Raw genomic sequence first — 20,583 nt, 5'->3', positions numbered from 1 at the left:
GACCGCGGCGAACAGCGGGAGGCGGCCGGCGGCCGTCCGGCCGCCTCCCGTACATCAGCCGGTCACAGGGCCGTCGCGTCGGGGCCGATCCGGGCGCGGACCGCGGTCTGCACCTCGGCCTCCTCGGCCGGATCGGCGGCGAGCCGGCGCAGCTGGTCGACGACGCGGGTGTCGCCGGTCTCGGCGTGCCGCGCGGCGACCTCGCGGGTGGATTCCTCGCAGTCCCACAGGCACTCGACGGCGAATCCGGCGGCGAAGGAGGGGTCGGTGACGGCGAGGGCCCGGGCGGCGTGCCCGCGCAGATGGGAGGAGGCCGTCTCACGGTAGATATGGCGCAGTACGGGGACGGCGCAGGCGATGCCGAGCCGTCCGGCCCCGTCGACGAGGGGCCACAGGGTGGGGGCGTCGGGGCCGTCGCCGCGCACCGCTTCACGCAGGGCCCAGAGCACCGGCTCGCTGTCCTGGGCGCCGCCCCGGCAGGCGAGCGTGCGGCCCGCGGCGGCGCCGAGGGCGTCGGGCCGGCGAGCCCAGCGGCGGGCCCGCTCCACGGCGGCGAGAGAGCGCATGCGTTCGAAGGAGTCGAGGGCGGCGTCGACCACCACGCGCGCGGGTGACTCGACGGCGGCCTCGATGAGATCGAGCACTTCGGGATCGTGGGTGTCGGCGAGGTAGCGCAGCGCGGTGCAGCGCGCCCCGTCCGAGCCGTCCCGCGCGGCCCGCACGATCTGTGCGTGGTCCTCGGGTCCGGCGACCGCGCCCAGGCAGCGGGCGGCGGGCACGTACAGGACGGCCCCTCGCTCGAAGCCTTCCTGGGCCCAGTCGAAGACGGCCTGGACGCTCCATTCGGGGCGGGGCCCGGAGGGCGTCATCTGTCGTTGCCAGCGGTCGAACGAGCCGGCTTCCTGGGCGGCACGCACGCGTGCCCCCACGTGGGGACGCGGATCCTCGGCCCACAGCCGCCACGGCCGCGGCTCGAAGGCGTCGCGTACGGCGGCGACGAGGTCGGCCTCGTCCTCGGCCGGGAACCGGGCGAGGATCGGCTCGGCGAGGGCGCGCAGTCCCGCGTCGTCGTCGCGCAGGGCCAGCTCGTCCAGGGCCCAGGCCCAGCTGCCGCCGAAGGCCGCGTACCTGCGCAGCAGCTCCAGGGCGTCCCGCCGGCCGTACGACGCGAGGTGGCCGAGGACGGCGAGGGCGAGCCCGGTACGGCACTCGTCGGTGTCGACGAGGTCGTCGGGATCGAAGAGGTGCCGCTCGATCTCCCCGAGCTCGCCGTGGAGGTCGAGGTAGAGGCGGGCGTAGTAGAGCGAGCGGTTCTCCACCTGCCAGTCGTGGCGGGGGTCGCTCAGCACACAGTGATTGAGAGCCGCGAGCGCCTCGTCCCGCGGTGCCGTCAGCGCGTGCAGGGTGCCGTCGCCGCGGCCCCGCTGCAGCAGGCCGAGCAGCGTACCGCTGGGCGCTATGACCGGTTCGAACATGGGAAACAGCCTCACATCAAGCGTCGACGCAACCGGGAACCTGCAACTACCTGGCCACGCGACAACACGTCGGAGCGCCCGCCGTCTTCTGCTTGCTGTAGACCATCTCTCTGCCTCTCGTCCAAGGCCCGGTACGGGCCGTTCACGGCGCGCGCGGCACGTGGGCACCACCTGCCCCACCGTCGCGTCCGTAAATCACGCCGTCATCATGACCCAGCGGTTCTGCCCGCCGCGACCACATTTCCTGCGCCCCCGTTTTACCTGGTCAGAGCCGGTGCTTCAGGAAGCACCGAAGAGCTCGACGAGCTCCGTCTTGCCGAACATCCGGGCCGTGTCGACGGCCGACGGCGTCCCCGCGGCGGGGTCGGCTCCCCCGTCGAGCAGCGCCCGGATCACACCTTCCTCGCCCTTGAAGACAGCGCCCGCGAGCGGGGTCTGTCCCTTGTCGTTGGCGCGGTTGGCGTCGGCGCCGCACGCCAGCAGGGCACGCACCGCGTCCGCGTGCCCGTGATAGGCGGCCAGCATGACAAGCGTGTCGCCACGGTCGTTCGTGAGGTTCGCCGGAACGCCCGCGTCCACATACCCCAGGAGCGCCTCGCTCTCGCCCCTGCGGGCCAGATCGAAGATCTTGGTGGCCAGCTCCACGACCTCCGGGTCGGGGGCTTCGCTCATCGCGCGGACCGCCTTTCGCATACGTGCCGGTACAGCCGTGCGGCCGTACGAGTGAATCGACAGAGTACTGCCCACCGGGGCACATGAGCCGACCCCGACGAGGCAAAGATCACCATCGGCGCGGCCGGGCATCCGCCGGCCCGCGCGGACGGCACGACGCGGCGACCGTCCGGCAAATGAGTGAAATCCACAAAATGCCACCCATTTGCACCTTTTGTCGTATGGATACATGCTGTGAGCCTGGAAGAACTCATGGTGACTGTCCCCGCATCAACCAGGAGAACCTCATGATCCTGTCCATCTCGGGCGTCGTGCTGCTCGGCATCATCGTCTTCCTGTTCTTCCGCAAGGACGGCCTGAAGGCCTCGCACGCACTGGTCTGCGCCCTCCTCGGCTTCTATCTGGCGGGCACGGCCATCGCCCCGAGCATCAAGGCGGGCGGCGCGAGCCTGGCCAGCCTGCTCGGCGGGATCAAGTTCTGACGGTCCACCCACCCGCATCCACCCTCAGGAGACCGACGTGGCCAGGCGCCCTCTCCCCCGCATTCTGAGCAACGGCAGCGCCTCGATCGCCCGAAGCCGGGACATGGCACGGACGGCCGCCGACAGCGCCACCGACGTCCTCCATCCCCTCATCACGATCACCCGTGGCCTGCGCCGCCTGGCAGCCGCCGGGCGGCGCAAGTGGGTGGAGACCCCCAAGGACCGGCGCGGACCGCTGCTGTTCCTGGTGGGTGCCGTGGTCCTGGTCATGGTGTTTCTTCCGTACGGGCCGCTGCTGGCGTTCGTCTCCCTGATGGCGGCCGCCGCGTGGAAGGGCCGCGAACCGAAGCAGCCCGCGCCGAGCGGTCCCGACGAGTCGCAGGTCCAGCGGCTGTCCTCGCTCTACGAAGCACTCGTCCCGTACTTCTCGGTCGCCGAGGACCCCAGTCCCCTGTACGCCCACGGCGGCGACTGGGAGAAGGCCTTCGAGACCTACGACTTCGACGGCGACGGCCGCTTCGACCGCCTCTCGATCCGCTACCCCGCCTACTTCACCGACGGCGAGGCCGAGTCCCGCGCCCGCATCGAGCAGCTGCTCAACGCCAAGCTGGGCCGGGGCCGCGAGTACCACTTCGGCTGGGACGAGGAGGGCAACAACCTGACCGTGACGGTCCTCGAACCGCTACCCACGGACATCGCCGCCCAGCGTTTCGTCACGTCCCCCGGCGAGACCGTCCTCGGCTTCACCGACGAGACCGGCGTCCAGCGCACGCTCCCGGTCATGGACGGCGAGGAGCAGCGGGACGTGCCGCCCGTCGTGTGGCGCACCGGCGTCCGCTCCACCGAGCCCCATCTGCTGATCGTCGGCCAGCCCGGCAGCGGCACGACCTCCCTCGTGCGCTCGATCGCGCTCCAGGCCCTCCAGCACGGCGACGTCCTGATCATCGAGGGCAGCGGCACGGGCGACTACGCGTGCCTGGTCGGGCGGTCCGGGGTGCTCGCCGTGGACTCCGGGCTCGGCGGCGCCCTGGCCAGTCTCGAATGGGCCGCGCACGAGACCGAGCGACGGCTGATCTCGGCGAACCGGGCGCGGCAGGCCGGCCACCCGGTGCCGGACGACATCAAGCGGCCCCTGTGGATCCTGCTCGACCGGCCCACCGCGTTCGCGCATCTGGCGGCGGCGGACGGCCGCACGGACCCGCAGACCCTGCTCCAGGTCCCGCTGCGGCACGGACGCGCGGCGGGTGTGACGGTCGTCGTGGCGGAGCAGTTCGACAGCCTCGACACCCTCAGCGAGGCGGTCGGCCAGCACACCCGCGCGCGCGTGGTGCTCGGTCCGGCCACGCCCGGGGAGCTCCAGGACGTCCTGGGCGCGCTGCCCCGGACGACGCCCACCTCCGACGTCCCGCCCGGCCGGGGCTACGCCCGTCTCGGCACCGGCGAGGTGCACCGCCTCCAGGTGCCGGCCACCCCGGACCCGCACGACGACGCGACGAGCGAGGCGCACCGGCAGGCGGTCATCGCGCTGCTGCCGGACCGCGCGACGCCCGCGGACGCCACGTCCGCCGACGCGACGCCCGCCGGCTCCGCTCCCGCGGACTCGGCTCCCGGCGCTGCCGTGCGCACCGATTCCGGTGGCAACACCGCCGAGGCGATCCCTGAAGGGACGCTCACGGACGGGACACGCACGAACGAGACACTCACGGACGCGGCGAGCTCCCGGGAGGCCATCCCGGAGGGCGCAGAGGCGATGGCGGAGCGGTAGTCGCCCGGCAGCCGTCAGGCGATCAGGGTGCGCGGCACGTCCCCGCCCGCGCCCTGCCCCTCGCCGACGAGCCGGGCCGCCGCCGCGAGCCGCGTGGCCGCCTCGTCGGCCACGGCGCCGCCCACGGTGAACGGCAGCCGCACATACCCCTCGAAGGCGCCGTCGACGCCGAACCGCGGTCCGGACGGCACCCGCACCCCCACCCGCTCGCCGACCTCCGCGAGCCGTGAACCCGACAGGCCGCCCGCCTTCACCCAGAGGGTCAGCCCGCCGTCGGGTACGTCGAACTCCCAGGCGGGCAGCTCCCTGCGTACCGCGGTGACCAGGGCGTCCCGGTTGGAGCGGGCCTGGTCGCGGCGCAGCTGCACGGCCGCCTCCCAGCCCCCGGTGCTCAGCAGCCAGTTCACGGCGAGCTGTTCCAGTACGGGCGTGCCGAGATCCGCGTAGGCCCGCGCGGCGACCAGGCTGCGGATCACATCGGGGGCGGCCCGCACCCAGCCGATCCGCATGCCCGCCCAGAACGCCTTGCTCGCCGAGCCGACGGTGATCACGGTCGAACCACCGGGGTCGAAGGCACAGACCCGGCGCGGCATCGCGTGGTCCGCGTCGAAGTGCAGCTCGGTCATGGTCTCGTCGACGACGAGCACCGTGCCGGCCGAGCGCGCGGCGTCGACCAGTGAACGGCGCTGCTCCTCGTCGGCAAGGGCCCCGGTCGGATTGTGGAAGTCGGCGACGACGTAGGCGAGCCGGGGCGCGGCGTCACGCAGGACCTGCCGCCAGCGGTCGAGGTCCCAGCCCGCCAGGCCGTCGGCCATGGCGACGGGGACGAGCCGCAGGCCTGCCTCGCGCATCAGCTGGAGGATGTTGGCGTAACTCGGCGACTCGACGGCGACCCGTTCGCCGCGGCCCGCGAAGAGGTGGCAGATGGCGTCGATGGCGCCCATCGCGCCGGTCGTGACCATGATCTGCTCGGGCATGGTCGGGATCCCCCGCGCGGTGTAGCGCTCGGCGATCATCGCGCGCAGCGCGGGCAGGCCCGCGGGGTAGTCGCCGTGCGTGTGGGCGTACGGGGCGAGCTCCTCCAGGGCGCCCTGGACGGCGCGGGTCAGCCAGGGTTCGGGGGCGGGCAGGGCCGCCGTGCCGAGGTCGATCATCGAGCCGAGCGCTTCGGGCGGCAGGGGTTCGAGACCGCGGGCCGGGAGCGGGTTGCCCGCGGGGACGGCGGTCCAGCTGCCCGCCCCTCTGCGGGACTCCAGGAACCCCTCGCCGCGCAGCGCCTCGTAGGCGGCGGCGACCGTCGTGCGGCTCACCGAGAGCGCCTGCGCCATTTCGCGTTCGGCGGGGAGCCTGGTGGCGACCGGGACGCGGCCCTCGAGGACGAGCAGCCGGATGCCGTCGGCGAGAGCGCGGTAGGCGGGCGGGCGACGGGTGCCCAGGCCGGCCGGGCGCGGCTGCTGCGAGGTGAGCAGCCGAGCGAGCTGGGCCGAACCGATCGCCGAAGTCCACTGCGCCACGCGAACCAGTCCACCTCTCCGAAATTGGCCATGGTTGGCATGCGTTACCGAGCCACAGAGTGTCATGTGCCAGGCCACTACCACCACAGGGGGACCGCGTGTCCGCGTCACTGTCCACACCGTCCGGCGGATCGGTCGTGCGCCGGCTCGTGCAGCTCTACGTAGGGCTGGCGTTGTACGGCGCCAGTTCGGCGCTGCTCGTGGAGGCGGGGCTCGGCCTGGAGCCGTGGGGCGTGCTGCACCAGGGCCTCGCCGAGCTGACGGGCCTCTCCATCGGCGTCGTGTCGATCATCGTGGGCGCGATCGTGCTGCTCCTGTGGATCCCGCTGCGGCAGCGTCCCGGGCTCGGCACGGTCTCGAACGTCTTCGTCGTCGGACTCGCCATGGACGCCACCCTGGCCGCCGTCCCGGACGTGCGCGCCTACGGGGTGCGCATTCCGCTGATGGCGGCCGCGATCGTGCTCAACGGGGCCGCGACGGGCCTCTACATTGCGGCCAGGTTCGGCCCAGGGCCACGCGACGGCCTCATGACCGGGCTGCACCGACGCACCGGCCGGTCGCTGCGCCTGATGCGCACGGCCGTCGAGATCGCGGTCGTCGCCACCGGCTTTCTGCTGGGCGGCACGATCGGCGTGGGCACGGTCGTGTACGCCCTCGCCATCGGCCCGCTGGCCCAGTTCTTCCTGCGGGTCTTCGCCGTCCCCGCGCCGCCCGCCGGCCCGGCCGCCGTCGTCGTCAGGTCACCGCGCCGGGCGATACTGCGTCGGTGACCGACCCCGTACGCCACCCCTACCTCGACCATCCCGGGCCGCTCGCCCTCGCCCACCGCGGCGGGGCGGCGGACGGCCTGGAGAACACCGTCGCCGCGTTCCGCCGCGCCGTCGACCTCGGCTACCGCTACATCGAGACGGATGTGCACGCCACGGCCGACGGCAGGCTCGTCGCGTTCCACGACGCGACGCTCGACCGGGTCACGGACGGCGGCGGCCTGATCGCCGACCTCCCCTGGGACGACGTACGCCACGCGCGCGTGGCGGGCAGCGAACCGGTGCCGCTCTTCGAGGAGCTGCTGGAGACCTTCCCCGGTGTGCGCTGGAACGTCGACGTCAAGGCGGAGCCCGCGCTGCTCCCCCTCCTCGATCTGATCGGCCGCACGCGCGCGTGGGACCGCGTCTGCGTCGGCTCGTTCTCGGAGTCCCGGGTCGCCCGCGCCCAGGCCCTCGCCGGCCCGCGCCTGGCCACGTCGTACGGCACCAAAGGGGTGCTCGGGCTGCGCCTGCGGTCCTACGGGGTACCGGCCGCGCTGCGCGGCTCCGCAGTGTGCGCCCAGGTGCCCGTGGCGCAGTACGGGATCCGGGTCGTCGACCGCCGCTTCGTCCGGGCCGCCCACGCGCGCGGGCTTCAGGTCCACGTCTGGACGGTCAACGACGAGGACGAGATGCGGCGGCTTCTCGACCTCGGGGTCGATGGCATAGTTTCCGATCACATCGAGACGCTGCGCGACGTCCTCAAGGGCCGGGGCACCTGGGTCTGAGGACCGCCGCGCGGCGCCGTACCACGGGGAACACAAGGGGACACGGGTGGGCACCGACACCGCGCGGGAGACGGCGACCGGGGCGACCGCCCTCGCCGACCGCAAGCGTGAGCAGCGCGGCTGGTACTTCTACGACTGGGCCTGTTCGGTCTACTCGACGAGCGTCCTGACGGTGTTCCTCGGCCCGTATCTCACCTCGGTCGCGAAAGCGGCGGCCGACGCGGACGGCTTCGTGCACCCGCTCGGCATCCCGGTCCGGGCGGGGTCCTTCTTCGCGTACACGGTCTCGCTCTCGGTGATCCTGTCGCTCTTCGTGATGCCGCTCGCGGGCGCCGCCGCCGACCGCACGGGCCGCAAGAAGCCGCTGCTCGCGGCAGCCGCTTATGTGGGCGCGGCGGCGACGGCGGGCATGTTCTTCCTGGAAGGCGAGCGGTATCTGCTCGGCGGTGCGCTCCTTGTGGTCGCCAATTCCGCGCTCGCCGTCTCGATGGTGCTCTACAACTCCTACCTGCCGCAGATCGCGCCTCCGGAGGAGCGCGACGCCGTCTCCTCGCGCGGCTGGGCCTTCGGTTACGCGTCGGGCGCCCTCGTACTCGTGGCGAACCTGTGGCTGTATTTGTCGCACGACACTTTCGGTGTCTCGGAGTCGACGGCGGTGCGCATCTGTCTGGCGTCGGCGGGCGTGTGGTGGGGGGCGTTCACCCTGGTCCCGCTACGCCGTCTGCGCGACCGGCGACCGGCGCGGGCGCAGGAACGGACGGCTCCGGGCCTGCGCCACTTCGTGGCCACGGTGAAGGACATGCGCCGCTATCCGCTGACCCTCTCCTTCCTCCTCGCCTATCTCGTCTACAACGACGGCGTGCAGACGGTGATCTCGCAGGCGTCCGTGTACGGCTCCGAGGAACTGCGACTGAGCCAGTCGACGCTCATCGTGGCCGTGCTGCTCGTGCAGGTGCTGGCGGTGGTCGGGGCGCTGGCGATGGGCCGCCTGGCCCGCGCGTACGGCGCCCGGCGCACGATCATGGGCTCCCTCGTGGCGTGGACGGTGACGATCGGTGCGGGCTACTTCCTGCCCGCGGGCTCGGCGATGTGGTTCTTCGTCCTGGCGATCGGCATCGGTCTCGTCCTCGGGGGTACTCAGGCCCTGTCACGGTCACTGTTCTCGCATCTCGTGCCGGCCCGGAAGGAGGCGGAGTATTTCTCCGCGTACGAGATGAGCGACCGGGGCATGAGCTGGCTGGGGCCCCTGGTGTTCGGGCTCGCCTACCAGCTGACCGGGAGCTACCGGGACGCGATCGTGTCCCTGGTGGCGTTCTTCCTGATCGGTTTCGCCCTGCTCGCCCGGGTCCCGGTGCGGCAGGCGATCCGCGACGCGGGAAATCCCGTACCGGCCCGGATTTAGCACCTGAAGGCAAAGGCCGGTAGTGTACGCGGTTGGCCTGCCAGGCGTACCGTTACTGCACGTCAAGAATGCCAGACGCTAGGTGACATCTGGTGTCAGATGTGACAAACCGGGCGTCGGTGGGTACAACAAGGGGCGGCTACGACGGCGACGCATGACCCGGAACGGGAATCTTTACCGCCGACCGGACGTTGACCGGATGACGACGACAGCGACACCTGTCCTGTGGGCGACAAGCCCGGGAGGCACGATTCATGAGTGAGCGAGCTCTTCGCGGTACACGCCTCGTAGTGACGAGCTACGAGACGGACCGCGGTATCGACTTGGCTCCGCGCCAGGCCGTGGAGTACGCATGCGAGAAGGGACATCGCTTTGAGATGCCCTTCTCGGTGGAGGCCGAAATTCCGCCGGAGTGGGAGTGCAAGGTCTGCGGGGCCCAGGCACTTCTCGTGGACGGTGACGGCCCTGAGGAGAAGAAGGCGAAGCCGGCGCGTACGCACTGGGACATGCTGATGGAGCGGCGCACCCGTGAGGAGCTCGAAGAGGTCCTCGAGGAGCGTCTGGCCGTCCTGCGTTCGGGCGCGATGAACATCGCGGTCCACCCGAGGGACAGCCGCAAGTCGGCCTGACCCGACGGCGCTCGGCATTACATAGACGGCCGGGGCCGGACACACATCGTGTGTCCGGCCCCGGCCGTTCTCCGTCGTCCTACGAGGTCGTCCTGTGCGGCCGGCCTACGAGGGCATGATCGGCGGACGCGGGTGCGACCCGTCCGGGCCGTCTGACGGCTTCTCGTCCTCCCGGACGACCTCGCCCTGGATCACCGTGCCCGGGCCGCCGGCCGGACCCCCGCGGCTCTGCTGGAACGCGGCCCCGAACGCGCTCCGGGTCGCCGTGCTCATCTTCCGCTCGATGGCCCGCTCCGTGTAGCGGCTCAGCGCCGTACGGACCGGCGGGATGAGCAGCAGCAGGCCCAGGGCGTCCAGGACGAGGCCGGGGATCATCAGGAAGAGACCGGCCAGCATCAGCAGCCCGTTGCCCTGCGAGCGCTGCTCGTCCGCCTCTACGGCCTCCGGCCGCTGCTGACGCTGGAGCGTCTCGCTCAGGTTCTGGAAGGCACGGCGCCCGGCCGCCTTGATCACGACGGCGCCGAGGACGAAGCCGCCCGCCAGGAGCAGGAACAGCGTGAAGCCGCCGACCGCGCCCGCCACCACCGTGAGCAGCCAGATCTCCAGGATCACCCACGCGGCGACGCCGAGCGGAAGGAGTGTGCGGACCCGGGAGCGCCGGGCCCCTGCGGGCTGGTTGCGGGGCGGAGTGCCAGTGGTCATGCCCCCAGTGTGCCTGGGGACACGTCCGAGTGGCGTAAGCAGGAGATCAGCGGCCTTTCAGAAGCCCCTAGGAGCCTTCCAGGAGCCCCGCCGGAGACTTGCGGGAGGCATCTCAAAGGCTTCTCAGAAGGTCTCTCCGGAGGCTTCTCTGGAGGTCCCTGAGGAGGCTTCTCAGGGAGGTCTCTGAGGAGGCTTCTCAGGATCGGGCTGAGGGGCCCTCGGAGGGGCGGCCGAGGATCTTGCCCATCCGCTCCCCCACGCCCCACGTGGTGACCCGCCACAGTGCCTCCACGACGATGTCCTTGCTCATCTTGGAGTCGCCCAGCTCGCGCTCGACGAACGTGATGGGGACCTCGACCACGTGGTAGCCGGCCTTCACGGCTCGGCGCGCGAGGTCGACCTGGAAGCAGTAGCCCTGCGAGGCGACGTCGGCGAGGCCGAGGCCTTCGAGGGTCTCGCGGCGGAACGCGCGGAATCCGCCGGTGACGTCGCGGATCGGGACGTCCAGCAGGAAGCGCGAGTACGTGGAGCCGCCGCGGGAGAGGAACTCACGGGACTTGGGCCAGTTCACGACGCGGCCACCCGGCACCCAGCGCGAACCGAGCACGAGGTCCGCGCCCTTGAGCGCGGTCAGCAGCCGCGGCAGCTCCTCCGGCTGGTGGGAGCCGTCGGCGTCCATCTCGATGAGGACGCCGTACCCCTGCTCCATGCCCCAGGCGAACCCGGCGAGATACGCGGCGCCCAGGCCTTCCTTGCCGGTCCGGTGCAGGACGTGGACCTGCTCGTCGTCCGCGGCCAGCTCGTCGGCGAGCTTGCCCGTGCCGTCGGGGCTGTTGTCGTCGGCGACCAGGACGTGAGCCGCGGGCACCGCCGCCCGTACACGGCCGACGATGGACGTGATGTTCTCCGCCTCGTCATAGGTCGGAATGATCACCAAGGCCGTACCCAGAGGGCCGAACTTGCGCCCACCGCCGTCGCTCACAGCTTCCCCTTAGAACTTCAGTACACAGGGGACCCACCTTAGAGCCTGTCGTGCTCGGAGCCTGTCGTGGCGAGCACCGCAGATCAGGCCGACACTGCGGATCGGGGCCGGACGTCCTTCGGGCCGACCTGGGGCCCGCTGGCTGCGGGTCGACCGAAAGCCGTTGTCTACTGAACGCCCGGGCCCCACCCGGGTCGCACCTCGCCGACCGGCCGGAACGTTCCGGCACCCCGTGGCGCGGGCGCCGGCCTGCGTTCTACGAGTGCGTAGTTCGCCCGGTCGTACGAAAGGTGGTGGACCCGGCCGAACCTACCCGCCGACCTCCGCGGTCTGTCAACAGCCGTTTGACCTGGGCCTCTTTACGAAGTCGCCTGGTCAGGGCCGAGGATACGCAGGTCGTACGGGAGGGAGCGGGGGCCGGATCCGGTGCGCGCCGCCCCGGTACATCACTCGTCCGGCCCTACGAAGACCGGCTGTCCGAACACCACCGTCCGCAGGCAGACGGGGAGTTGGGCGCCGGGCGAGAGATCGGGCAGGCCGGGTGTGCCGGAGCGCGGGTCAGTCGACCAGCGGGCCACCCGGTCGTCGGGGGCCTGCACGACCAGTTCGTCGGTGCGCCAGACGGCGTAGTCCGCGGGGGCGCCGGGCACCAGAATCCCGGCGTCGTCACGGCCGACGGCACGCCACCCCCCGCGCGTGTGGGCGGTGAAAGCGGCGCGTACGGAGACCCGGTGTTCGGGTGTGCGGTGGAACGCGGCCGCGCGGACGGTGCCCCACGGGTCGAGCGGGGTGACCGGGCTGTCGGAACCGAAGGCGAGCGGCACTCCGGCGCGCAGCAGGGACGCGAACGGGTTGAGCGTGCGCGCCCGTTCGGCGCCGAGACGATCGGCGTACATGCCGTCCTCGCCGCCCCACAGCGCGTCGAAGGCGGGCTGCACGGACGCGGTGAGCCCGAACTCGGCAAAGGCGGCGACCGATTCGGGGGTGAGCATCTCGGCGTGCTCGATACGGTGCCGGGCCGCGCGCACGCGCGCGAGGCCGACCTTCGCGGCGGCGGCGCGCATCCCGTCGACGACCGCGGTGACGGCGGCGTCGCCGATCGCGTGGAAACCGGCCTGGAGACCCGCCTCGGTGCAGGCGACGACGTGCGCGGCGACGTCCTCGGCCGACAGGTAGGCGGTGCCGGTGTGAGCCGCGTCCGTATAAGGCGCGTGCAGACAGGCCGTGTGCGAGCCGAGGGCACCGTCCACGAAGAGGTCGCCGGCGGCGCCGAGCGCGCCCAGGGCACGGACGCGCTCGATGTCGCGGTCGGCCCAGTACCCGGCCACGCGCGGGCCCGGCTCGGAGCGGGCGAGGTCGAGCAGGCCGGTGAAGTCGTCCTCGGAGGAGATGTCCGGGCCGCCGCACTCGTGCAGCGAGCCGATGCCGAGGGACGCGGCGTGCCGCAGCGCCGCGCGCTGGGCCTCGGTGCGCTGCTGCGGTCCCACCGCGCCGAGGGCGGCGGCGCGTACCGCGTGGTGGGCGTCGCGCGTCAGGGGCTCGTCCGGGGTATAGCCGACCCGGTCGGTGACGCCGGGGACCAGATCGAGCAGGGCGGTGCTCACGACGGCGGAATGCACGTCGATACGGGAGAGATAGAGAGGCTGGCCGCCGGTGGCCTCGTCGAGTTCGGCGCGGGAGGGCGGGCGGTCGTCGGGCCAGCGGGCCGCGTCCCAGCCGTGGCCGAGCAGGACCCGGTCGGCGGGACGGGCCGCGGCGTGCTCCCGTACGAGGGTGAGGGCTTCGGCGCGCGAACGTGCGGTCGTGAGGTCGAGTCCGGTGAGGGCGAGGCCGGTCGACGTGGTGTGCACGTGTGCGTCGGTAAACGCCGGGGTGACCAGAGCGCCGTCGAGGTCCACGACCTCGTCCACGCCGTCCGCGAACGCGTCCGCGGCGCCTTCCGAACCGACCCAGGCGACGTGTCCTGCCTCCACCACCATTGCGGTGGCGAAGGGGTCGGCGGGGCTGTGGACCTCGCCGCGTCGAAGGAGGACGGTGCGGGTGCTGGGGGGCGTGCTCATGGGGGACAGTGTCCCGTGCCGGGTGCGCCGCGCGGGCGCCGGGGTCCCTTTTGTCAGCCGGTTCCCGACCGCTCGCCGGCTCGCCCCTAGATACGGGGCGGCCGGGCCTCGTAGGGGGTCGACAGGACGACCGTCGTGCGCGTGGAGACACCGGCCAGGGAGCGCACCCGCGCCAGCAGGTTCTCCAGTTCGTGCGGGGTCTCCACCCGCACCTTGAGGATGTAGTTCTCCTCGCCGGCCACGCTGTGGCACGCCTCGATCTCGGGCACGCCCGCGAGGCGCTCCGCGATGTCGTCGGGGGCGCTCGGGTCGAACGGCTTCACCGAGATGAACGCGGTGAGCGGCAGCCCGACCGCCTCGGGGTCGACGACCGCGGCATACCCACGGATCACACCGCGCTGCTCGAGGCGGCGCACCCGCTGGTGCACGGCCGACGTGGACAGGCCCGTGGCCTTGCCCAGGTCGGTGTAGCTCATCCGCCCGTCCTTGACGAGCAGCTGCACGATCTGTCGGTCGAGCTCCTCCATGCGGCAGAACCTACAGGGCCGGTGATCGCCGCGGATACCTGAGCGCCGCCGCGATGGGGGCGAAGCGGCGCCCTAGCGGCCCGGGACGGCCGTTACGCCTACCGCCCATCCGGCACCTGCAATCGGCATGTGACGAAGACCACATGCTTTGGGCCGTGTCCGCACGCATGAAGCGGTTACCTCGCGGACGGGACGGGAAGTGCTTGCTGTGGTCGGGCCGCGGCTCCTGGTCGGCCCACCCGAGGGGGAGATTCCCATGCAGAATGTGAAGCGTCCTGGACGCCCCGGTGCGCGCCAGCGCAAGCAGGCAGTCGTCGAGTCCCAGCCGGAGGGCGTCGAACCCGGCGTCTTCGACGGGGAGAACGCAGAGGACACCGACGCGTACGACGCGTACGACACCTTCGAGATGTACCGGGTCCTGTGCCCGGACTGCGCGCAGCCCATCGCGCTGCTGGCCGACGAGGACGTCCTGCCCGAGCACGCGCTGTGCGCTTCGCCATGGAATCCGTTCGGACTCACGGTCTGTGCGGGCACCGGGCGCGCGGCGGCCGAGGCGCGGCCCGCGGACGAGCTGACGGGCGCTCAGGAGCAGGACACTTCCTTGCTGTTGACGCTGCCGCAGGGTCTCGACTGGCGCACCCAGCCGTTCTCGCACGTGGGCGGCCCCGGTTCGCGCCCCCTGCAGGTCCCGCTCCAGGTGAGCCGCCGGGCCGCCTGAGCCGGCCGGAGACCGTCCCCAACAACTGCCCTGCACCATGGCCCGCAACGCTGCCGTGGTGCAGGATCAGCATGTCCGGATCCGGGGGCGCGGCGGCCTCGCCGCAGTGGATCCGGCGGTGGGCGACGCGGAGCATCACGACGGCGTGCCGCAGCGGCGCGTGCAGCGTGCGGAAGCGGGCCGGCGCCCGGATCCGGTGGAAGCCTTCGGCGGGATGCCCCTCGGCGAACCGGACTCCCCCGGATCCGCCCGGCCCTCGCCCGGACCCCGTCGGACCCGCGCACACGGTGATGCCGTGAACTGACGCCCGATTACGCCCCTCGGTGACCTGCCCCGTCCCCCGCCCGTTGCTCTGGCATGACCCCGACGCAGACACCGGCCCCCGCGCCCACCGGCCGTCGCAGGCGTGTCCTCGTTCCTGTCCCCGCAGAATCGGTTCAGCAGCCCCATCAGACGTATCAGCCGCATCAGGCACATCAGGCACATCAGGCCCACCAAGCACATCAGACCCACCAAGCCCCCGTGCAGGACCCGCCCCTCTACCGGGCCCTGATCGCCACCTGGGCCGAGCGCGGCAAGACCCTGCCGGGGCGCCACGACCCCGAGTGGGCCCGGCTCGTGGCGCCCATCGTGCGGCCGGGGCAGTTCAGCGGGTTTCAGGACCCGCGAGGTGACGGGCGATGACCATGCGCTGGATCTGATTGGTGCCCTCGACGATCTGCAGCACCTTGGCCTCCCGCATGAAGCGCTCGACCGGGAAGTCGGCGGTGTAGCCGTATCCCCCGAAGACCTGCACGGCGTCCGTGGTCACCTTCATCGCCGCGTCGGTGCAGAGTAGCTTCGCCATGGCCGCCTGCTTGGAGAACGGCCTGCCCGCGTCCCGCAGCCGGGCCGCCGACAGATACAACGCACGGCCCGCCTCGATCTGCGTCGCCATGTCCGCGAGCATGAACCTGAGCCCCTGGAAGTCGGCGACGGGCCGGCCGAACTGGGTGCGCCCCTTCGCGTACGCCACCGCCTCGTCCAGCGCCGCCTGCGCCACGCCGATCGCGCAGGCCGCGATGCCGAGCCGGCCCGAGTCGAGCGCCGACAGGGCGATCTGGAAACCCTGCCCCTCGTCCCCGATGCGGCGCGCGTCGCCCACCCGGACCCCGTCGAAGTGCACCTGGGCGGTGGGCGAGCCCTTCATCCCCATCTTCTTCTCCGGTGCCGCGGCGCTCAGCCCCTCGGCATCCCCGGGGACCAGGAACGCCGTGATGCCGCGGGCGCCTTCACCGCCGCTGCGAGCCAGCACCGTGTAGAAGTCGGCGACTCCGCCGTGCGTGATCCAGGCCTTGGTGCCGGTGAGCACCCAGCCGTCGCCGTCACGCACCGCCTTCGTCCGCAGGGACGCGGCGTCCGAACCGGAGGACGGCTCCGAGAGGCAGTACGCGCCGAGCAGTCCGCCGCCGAGCATCCCGGGCAGGAACTCCGCGCACTGCTGCTTCGTACCGAAGTTGGCGAGGGCGTGGCACGCCAGCGAGTGCACGCTGACGCCGAGGCCGACGGTCAGGCGGGCGGCCGCGAGCTCCTCGAGGACCTGGAGGTAGACCTCGTAGGGCTGGTCGCCGCCGCCGAACTCGGCGTCGTACGGCAGTCCGAGCAGGCCCGAGGAAGAAAGCAGGGTGAAGGTGGACCGCGGGAAGCGGCCCGCCTCCTCGTCCTCGGCCGCGCGCGGGGCGATCTCCCGCTGCGCGATGTCGCGGACAAGCTCCAGCAGGTCCCTGGCCTCGTCCGTCGGCAGCTGACGCTCGACTCCTTGCTCCGGCATGGCGACGCTCTCCTCCTGGTCGGGCACTTCGGCGGCGCGCGCGGGGTGGGGCGGCGCTGCCGGGCGGTCACTACCGGGCCGATGGTGCCCTTCCGGGTCTCGGGAGGGCCTGACCAGCACTGCGGCGTGTTGAGTATTCCCGAGATCGGGCCCCGCGTCACCAGTTAACGACCGCTTACTCCAGCTTTTTCGAACCCTGGGCACCGCCGCGTCAGATTGGTTCGGACCATTGACCGCACTGGTCTAGTCCTCCTACTGTTCCGTTCAACGACTTACCGCGTTCATGTCACCCCTGACAGACGCGGAAAGCCGGGCTCACGCAGGTCCACAGCACCACCTCCCCCCATGTCCTCCCTCCCCCACGAGGAGACACGATGCTCAGACCGCACCTCCCCCGCGCGCGCTTCAAGTCGCTCGCCGCCGCCGCGTGTTGCGCCGTTCTCGGCGCGGGACTGCTGGCTTCCACGGGCAGCGCCGCCGCACAGACGGAACGCGACTCCACGCAGGCCGCGGCCGGTTCGAAGGTCGTCGGATACTTCACCGAGTGGGGTGTCTACGACCGGAACTACCACGTCAAGAACATCGAGACGTCCGGCTCCGCCGACAAGCTCACGCACATCAACTACTCGTTCGGCAACGTCCAGGGCGGCAAGTGCGCCATGGGCGACTCGTACGCGGCGACGGACAAGGCGTACACCGCCGACCAGTCCGTGGACGGCACCGCCGACACCTGGGACCAGCCGCTGCGCGGCAACTTCAACCAGCTGCTCAAGCTGAAGAAGAAGCACCCGGACCTCAAGATCCTCTGGTCCTTCGGCGGCTGGACCTGGTCCGGCGGCTTCACGGAGGCCGCGAAGAACCCGGCCGCCTTCGCCCAGTCCTGCTACGACCTGGTCGAGAACTCCAAGTGGGCCGATGTCTTCGACGGCATCGACATCGACTGGGAGTACCCCAACGCCTGCGGTCTGACCTGCGACACCAGCGGGCGCGACGCGTACAAGAACCTGATGTCGGCGCTGCGTTCGAAGTTCGGCAGCGATTATCTGCTGACCTCGGCCATCCCGGCCGACGCCTCCGAGGGCGGAAAGCTGGACGCCACCGACTACGCGGGCGCGGCACAGTACGTCGACTGGTACAACCCGATGACGTACGACTACTTCGGCGCGTGGGACGCCCAGGGGCCGACCGCCCCGCACTCACCGCTCGAGGCGTACGACGGGATCCCGAAGGACGGGTACAACACCGACGCCACCATCGCCAAGCTCAAGGCCGCGGGCGTGCCCGCCTCGAAGCTGCTGCTCGGCATCGGCTTCTACGGCCGCGGCTGGACCGGTGTCACGCAGGACGCGCCCGGCGGCACGGCGACCGGCCCGGCCGCCGGCAAGTACGAGCAGGGCATCGACGACTACAAGGAGCTCAAGACCAAGTGCCCCGCCACGGGCACGGTCGGCGGCACCGCGTACGCGCACTGCGGCACCGACTGGTGGAGCTACGACACTCCGGCGACCATCGCCGGGAAGATGGACTACAAGAACCAGCAGGGCCTGGGCGGCACCTTCCTCTGGGAGCTGTCCGGCGACACGGCGAACGGTGAGCTGATCAAGGCGGTCGGCTAGTCACCATGCGGTAGCGGTACGTCGCGAGGGGCGGGGCCCGGTCCACCGGGCTCCGCCCCTCGCTGTCGCGCTCTTCGGGATGGCTCAGGTCACATCAGGCCGGTCTGCGTGACGAGCATCGCCAGCACCACGACGAAGGTCCAGCCCATGAGGTGCTCGAGGATCTTGGGGCCGTCCTCCCGCGGACCGCCCGTGCGGGCGCGCGAGGCGGCGGGGGCCGTGCTGGCTACGGAGCTTGCGGTCATGGGTGTCTCACTCACTCGGTTCGTGGGCCTGGGCGTGATCCCCCGGGCGCCGGGGGCCTGCCTCGCGGCGTGGCCCTGGGTCCCCCTCCGGTGCCTCTACCACCTTGCCACCGGAATGTCGCTCTGCGACCGAGACCTTGGTCACGCACAACCGGCCCGGAACGTCAGCACGGCACTGACCGGTCCGGCCGTCTCGCAGGCCGCCGACCACTCCGCCGCACCCTCACCCGGCGCTCCCGGGCTCGGCGACCCGATGTTCCCGCTCGACGGCAACGGTGGCTACCGGATACGGCGGCAAGATGATCTTCCCGGCCGACCACCACCCCAGCCGCCGGGCCCCGATCACCTTTCGCGTCCCAACGCCGGCGGGGCTGACGGCCATCGCCGACGGGCGGCTCGTCGACCGGTCCACGCGGCCCGACGGCCGAGTCCGCTGGACGTACGGCTCCGAGCAGCCGGGGGCGGCGCAACTGGCTCAACTGGCCATCGGCAGATTCCAGTTGATCGACAGCAAGGGGCCGGGCGGGCCGCCGCTCCGCGATGTCGTTCCCGATGCCCTGGTGGCCCCGACCAGCGGTACCGCGACCTGGCGCCCGTCCATCTGGCCTGACTGCGCGGGCGGTTGAGCCCGTACCCCTTCAACCGGTACGGCGCCCTGGTCGGTGACACGGACCTGGGTGTGGCCCTGGAGGCGCAGGCCCTTGCACTGGTCAGCTCGTGGAGCAGGTCGCGCTCGGCATCCACCTTCGTGCCGAGCAGATCCGCCTTCGGCAGCCACGACCAGTGGCGCCACGACTACGGGGCCCCCGCCGAGCCCACCGAGCCCAACCTCTTCAAGCGCATGCGCTACGACGGCTCGGCGCTCGTCCTACGGCGCGAAGACCCCGCCGATGCCCGGGCCTCCGGACTGGGTGGTGGAGCCGGTCGTCACGGGCTGACCCCCTCGTGGGGGAAACCGGTGTCGGGCCCGCGCGGGGCCCGACTCGGCGGTCAGCGCACGCCCACCGCCGCCAGCGCCTTGCGCTGCTTCGGGGTCGGGTGGGCCGGGAAGTACAGGTAGCAGACGCCGCCGGTACCGGAGACGACGTTGCCCGAGGCGTTGTGGCGCTTCGTGCGGAGCCAGATCGTCTCCCACTCCGCCCGCTTGTAGACGCGGCGCACCGCCGGGTCGTTCGGCGAAGCCGGGTCGTTGGCGATCACGTCGCCCTCGGCGGTGAAGCCGATGACCGTCATGAGGTGCCCGGAGGTGCCGTATCCCGCGCCGGTCAGCTCCTCCTTGAGGAACGACTGGGACGTTATGGCCGGGATGCCGGCCGCGATCAGAGTCTCCAGGTCGGTCAGTGAGGAGAGGCGGGTGACGACGCCCTGGAGGTCCTGGTACGTCGCCGCGTAGGCCGCGTTGAAGGGCCAGTTGCCGCAGCCCTCGTACTGGTAGTCGAACGTATGGCGGGCGGCGTGGCAGACCTGGGGGTCGGCATAGGACGGGTCGACCCAGGACAGTTGCTCGGCGGTGGGCTTGCGGCCCCAGTACTCGATGATCATCTGCGAGGAGGTCGGGCTGCACCACGCCTCACCGCCGTTGTCGTACTCGGGGTACTGGCCGGAGTGGATGTTCTGGGAGTAGCGCGGAACCGCCAGTTCCTTGGCGAGCCCCGGGGCGGACGCCGGAACGGTGAAACGATCCGGCACGTCCGAGCCCATCGCGCCGAGCCGCCAGACCGTCGGCGCGGCCTTCGAACCGGGGGCGCGCAGCAGGGTCAGGCGCAGGCTGTACGAGGCGAGCCGCAGGCCCGAGGCCGTGTCGTCGATGGAGAACGTGTCCGTCCAGACGCTCGACTTCCTGTCGCTCTGGTCGTCCACGGAGGTGCGGCGGATGTCGACGTCCTCGTCGTCACCGGCCGTCCAGCGGCCCATGACGTACCAGGGCGTCGCCGCCCCGTCGGTGTACGTGCCCTGGAGTTCGATCTGGATCCAGGTGCCGGCCGGGGTGTGCGCGTTCCAGGAGGCGATGACCTCGGTGGCCGGCACGCTCAGCCGGTGGACCGGTGAGATCCACTGGGCGTACTCCCACTCGGCCGTCCTGTTCAGATGCGGGTCGGTGTACGTCGTCCGGCCCGCGGCCTTGGCGAGGGTCACGCCGGGGCGGGCGCCCGCGACGGCGCGGGTCCCCTTGCCGGTGCCCGAGCGCCAGTCGGTGTGCGTCGTCCAGGTGCGGTTGTCCACGAGGCGCTTCTGGGCTTTCTTTCGGGCGGCCGGCGAGCCGCCCGCGGCGTGCGCGGCACCCGCCGCGGCCGTGGTGGCGGCGAGCGCGACGCCCGCGGCGAGCATGGTTCTGCGGGACGGACGGGAGTCCGGAGCGGATCGGTTCATCGGGTGGATCCCCCAGTCGACGGAACGGGCGTACGGTGCGGACGGGCCGGGTGCGGTCCCGGTGGAACAGTGCGCCAACT

At 71.8% G+C, this 20,583-nt stretch carries 21 protein-coding genes and 1 pseudogene; 11 read left to right on the top strand and 11 right to left on the bottom strand.

All coding sequences use genetic code 11. The features are described 5' to 3' along the window. Window positions 1–62: 62 nt before the first annotated feature. Both ABD366_RS38790 and ABD366_RS38785 read right to left on the bottom strand, forming a co-directional pair. Window positions 63–1,475, bottom strand: a complete 1,413-nt coding sequence (locus ABD366_RS38790; protein ID WP_344443363.1) for a HEAT repeat domain-containing protein — start codon at window positions 1,473–1,475, stop codon at window positions 63–65. Window positions 1,476–1,754: 279 nt separating this feature from the next. Continuing rightward, on the bottom strand, window positions 1,755–2,147 hold the full coding sequence (locus tag ABD366_RS38785; protein WP_324767693.1) for an ankyrin repeat domain-containing protein: 393 nt from the start codon (window positions 2,145–2,147) through the stop codon (window positions 1,755–1,757). Window positions 2,148–2,434: 287 nt separating this feature from the next. Here ABD366_RS38785 and ABD366_RS38780 point away from each other — a divergent pair, with 287 nt between their 5' ends. Both ABD366_RS38780 and ABD366_RS38775 read left to right on the top strand, forming a co-directional pair. Beyond that, complete coding sequence (locus tag ABD366_RS38780; protein ID WP_324767692.1) at window positions 2,435–2,629, top strand: hypothetical protein; 195 nt, start codon at window positions 2,435–2,437, stop codon at window positions 2,627–2,629. 37 nt (window positions 2,630–2,666) lie between these two features. Further along, on the top strand, window positions 2,667–4,394 hold the full coding sequence (locus ABD366_RS38775; RefSeq protein ID WP_324767690.1) for a hypothetical protein: 1,728 nt from the start codon (window positions 2,667–2,669) through the stop codon (window positions 4,392–4,394). A 14-nt stretch (window positions 4,395–4,408) separates the two neighbouring features. Here the strand turns inward: ABD366_RS38775 and ABD366_RS38770 are convergent, their stop codons facing one another. Beyond that, window positions 4,409–5,908 carry an SCO1417 family PLP biosynthesis transcription factor gene (locus ABD366_RS38770; protein ID WP_324767689.1) on the bottom strand — a complete coding sequence of 500 codons (1,500 nt, stop codon included), beginning with the start codon at window positions 5,906–5,908 and terminating at the stop codon, window positions 4,409–4,411. A 98-nt stretch (window positions 5,909–6,006) separates the two neighbouring features. On the opposite strand from ABD366_RS38770, the gene yczE reads away from it, so the two are divergent. The 4 genes from yczE to ABD366_RS38750 all read left to right on the top strand — a co-directional run bounded on the left by yczE (window position 6,007) and on the right by ABD366_RS38750 (window position 9,473). Next, window positions 6,007–6,678, top strand: a complete 672-nt coding sequence (gene yczE / locus ABD366_RS38765; RefSeq protein WP_411293658.1) for a membrane protein YczE — start codon at window positions 6,007–6,009, stop codon at window positions 6,676–6,678. Beyond that, entirely contained in the window at window positions 6,675–7,442 is a 768-nt protein-coding gene (locus ABD366_RS38760) for a glycerophosphodiester phosphodiesterase family protein (RefSeq protein ID WP_324767687.1), read from the top strand. Before yczE ends, ABD366_RS38760 begins: the two co-directional genes overlap by 4 nt. A 46-nt stretch (window positions 7,443–7,488) precedes the next feature. Beyond that, window positions 7,489–8,844 (top strand): MFS transporter, encoded by a 1,356-nt coding sequence (locus ABD366_RS38755; protein ID WP_324767685.1) that lies wholly within the window; start codon window positions 7,489–7,491, stop codon window positions 8,842–8,844. A gap of 254 nt (window positions 8,845–9,098) precedes the next feature. Continuing rightward, the gene (locus ABD366_RS38750) at window positions 9,099–9,473 is read left to right on the top strand and encodes an RNA polymerase-binding protein RbpA (RefSeq protein ID WP_003977404.1); all 375 of its coding nucleotides are present in this window, start codon (window positions 9,099–9,101) and stop codon (window positions 9,471–9,473) included. A 105-nt stretch (window positions 9,474–9,578) separates the two neighbouring features. Here the strand turns inward: ABD366_RS38750 and fxsA are convergent, their stop codons facing one another. The 4 genes from fxsA to ABD366_RS38730 all read right to left on the bottom strand — a co-directional run bounded on the left by fxsA (window position 9,579) and on the right by ABD366_RS38730 (window position 13,744). Further along, window positions 9,579–10,175 (bottom strand): FxsA family membrane protein, encoded by a 597-nt coding sequence (fxsA, locus tag ABD366_RS38745; RefSeq protein ID WP_324767681.1) that lies wholly within the window; start codon window positions 10,173–10,175, stop codon window positions 9,579–9,581. A 196-nt stretch (window positions 10,176–10,371) separates the two neighbouring features. Beyond that, window positions 10,372–11,157 (bottom strand): polyprenol monophosphomannose synthase, encoded by a 786-nt coding sequence (locus ABD366_RS38740; protein WP_324767680.1) that lies wholly within the window; start codon window positions 11,155–11,157, stop codon window positions 10,372–10,374. A 446-nt stretch (window positions 11,158–11,603) separates the two neighbouring features. Further along, on the bottom strand, window positions 11,604–13,217 hold the full coding sequence (locus ABD366_RS38735) for an amidohydrolase (protein ID WP_324767679.1): 1,614 nt from the start codon (window positions 13,215–13,217) through the stop codon (window positions 11,604–11,606). A gap of 86 nt (window positions 13,218–13,303) precedes the next feature. After that, window positions 13,304–13,744 carry an Lrp/AsnC family transcriptional regulator gene (locus ABD366_RS38730; protein ID WP_324767677.1) on the bottom strand — a complete coding sequence of 147 codons (441 nt, stop codon included), beginning with the start codon at window positions 13,742–13,744 and terminating at the stop codon, window positions 13,304–13,306. Between the two features lie 256 nt (window positions 13,745–14,000). On the opposite strand from ABD366_RS38730, the gene ABD366_RS38725 reads away from it, so the two are divergent. After that, complete coding sequence (locus tag ABD366_RS38725) at window positions 14,001–14,462, top strand: hypothetical protein (RefSeq protein ID WP_324767676.1); 462 nt, start codon at window positions 14,001–14,003, stop codon at window positions 14,460–14,462. 18 nt (window positions 14,463–14,480) lie between these two features. On the opposite strand, the pseudogene ABD366_RS38720 reads toward ABD366_RS38725, so the two are convergent. Beyond that, window positions 14,481–14,637, bottom strand: a pseudogene (locus ABD366_RS38720) (phosphotransferase family protein); the annotation flags it as partial. Between the two features lie 347 nt (window positions 14,638–14,984). Between ABD366_RS38720 and ABD366_RS38715 the strand changes: the two are divergent. Beyond that, on the top strand, window positions 14,985–15,146 hold the full coding sequence (locus tag ABD366_RS38715) for a hypothetical protein (protein ID WP_324767674.1): 162 nt from the start codon (window positions 14,985–14,987) through the stop codon (window positions 15,144–15,146). Here ABD366_RS38715 and ABD366_RS38710 read toward each other — a convergent pair. Continuing rightward, window positions 15,109–16,272, bottom strand: coding sequence for an acyl-CoA dehydrogenase family protein (locus ABD366_RS38710; RefSeq protein ID WP_324767673.1), 1,164 nt, complete (start codon window positions 16,270–16,272; stop codon window positions 15,109–15,111). The genes ABD366_RS38715 and ABD366_RS38710 overlap by 38 nt on opposite strands. A 374-nt stretch (window positions 16,273–16,646) precedes the next feature. Between ABD366_RS38710 and ABD366_RS38705 the strand changes: the two genes are divergently transcribed. Continuing rightward, window positions 16,647–17,888 carry a glycoside hydrolase family 18 protein gene (locus ABD366_RS38705; protein WP_324767671.1) on the top strand — a complete coding sequence of 414 codons (1,242 nt, stop codon included), beginning with the start codon at window positions 16,647–16,649 and terminating at the stop codon, window positions 17,886–17,888. An 89-nt stretch (window positions 17,889–17,977) separates the two neighbouring features. Here ABD366_RS38705 and ABD366_RS38700 read toward each other — a convergent pair whose 3' ends face one another. After that, window positions 17,978–18,133: an SCO1431 family membrane protein gene (locus ABD366_RS38700; protein WP_324767670.1), complete on the bottom strand. Its 156-nt coding sequence runs from the start codon at window positions 18,131–18,133 to the stop codon at window positions 17,978–17,980. Window positions 18,134–18,408: 275 nt separating this feature from the next. Between ABD366_RS38700 and ABD366_RS38695 the strand changes: the two genes are divergently transcribed. Together ABD366_RS38695 and ABD366_RS38690 are read left to right on the top strand one after the other, a co-directional pair. After that, a complete protein-coding gene (locus tag ABD366_RS38695) occupies window positions 18,409–18,759 on the top strand; it encodes a gluzincin family metallopeptidase (RefSeq protein WP_324767668.1) in 351 nt (116 codons plus the stop codon). Beyond that, window positions 18,756–19,193, top strand: coding sequence for a hypothetical protein (locus tag ABD366_RS38690; RefSeq protein ID WP_324767667.1), 438 nt, complete (start codon window positions 18,756–18,758; stop codon window positions 19,191–19,193). The genes ABD366_RS38695 and ABD366_RS38690 overlap by 4 nt, the downstream gene beginning before the upstream one ends. On the opposite strand, the gene ABD366_RS38685 is transcribed toward ABD366_RS38690, so the two are convergent. Further along, window positions 19,124–20,503 carry a peptidase C39 family protein gene (locus ABD366_RS38685; RefSeq protein ID WP_344443358.1) on the bottom strand — a complete coding sequence of 460 codons (1,380 nt, stop codon included), beginning with the start codon at window positions 20,501–20,503 and terminating at the stop codon, window positions 19,124–19,126. The two genes, ABD366_RS38690 and ABD366_RS38685, sit on opposite strands and share 70 nt — an antisense overlap. Window positions 20,504–20,583: the final 80 nt, after the last annotated feature.

The organism is Streptomyces kunmingensis (assembly GCF_039533535.1).
GTDB classification, from domain to species: domain Bacteria; phylum Actinomycetota; class Actinomycetes; order Streptomycetales; family Streptomycetaceae; genus Streptomyces; species Streptomyces kunmingensis.
Note: the sequence above shows the minus strand (reverse complement) of the source record. Positions and strands in the feature narration are given on the sequence as shown.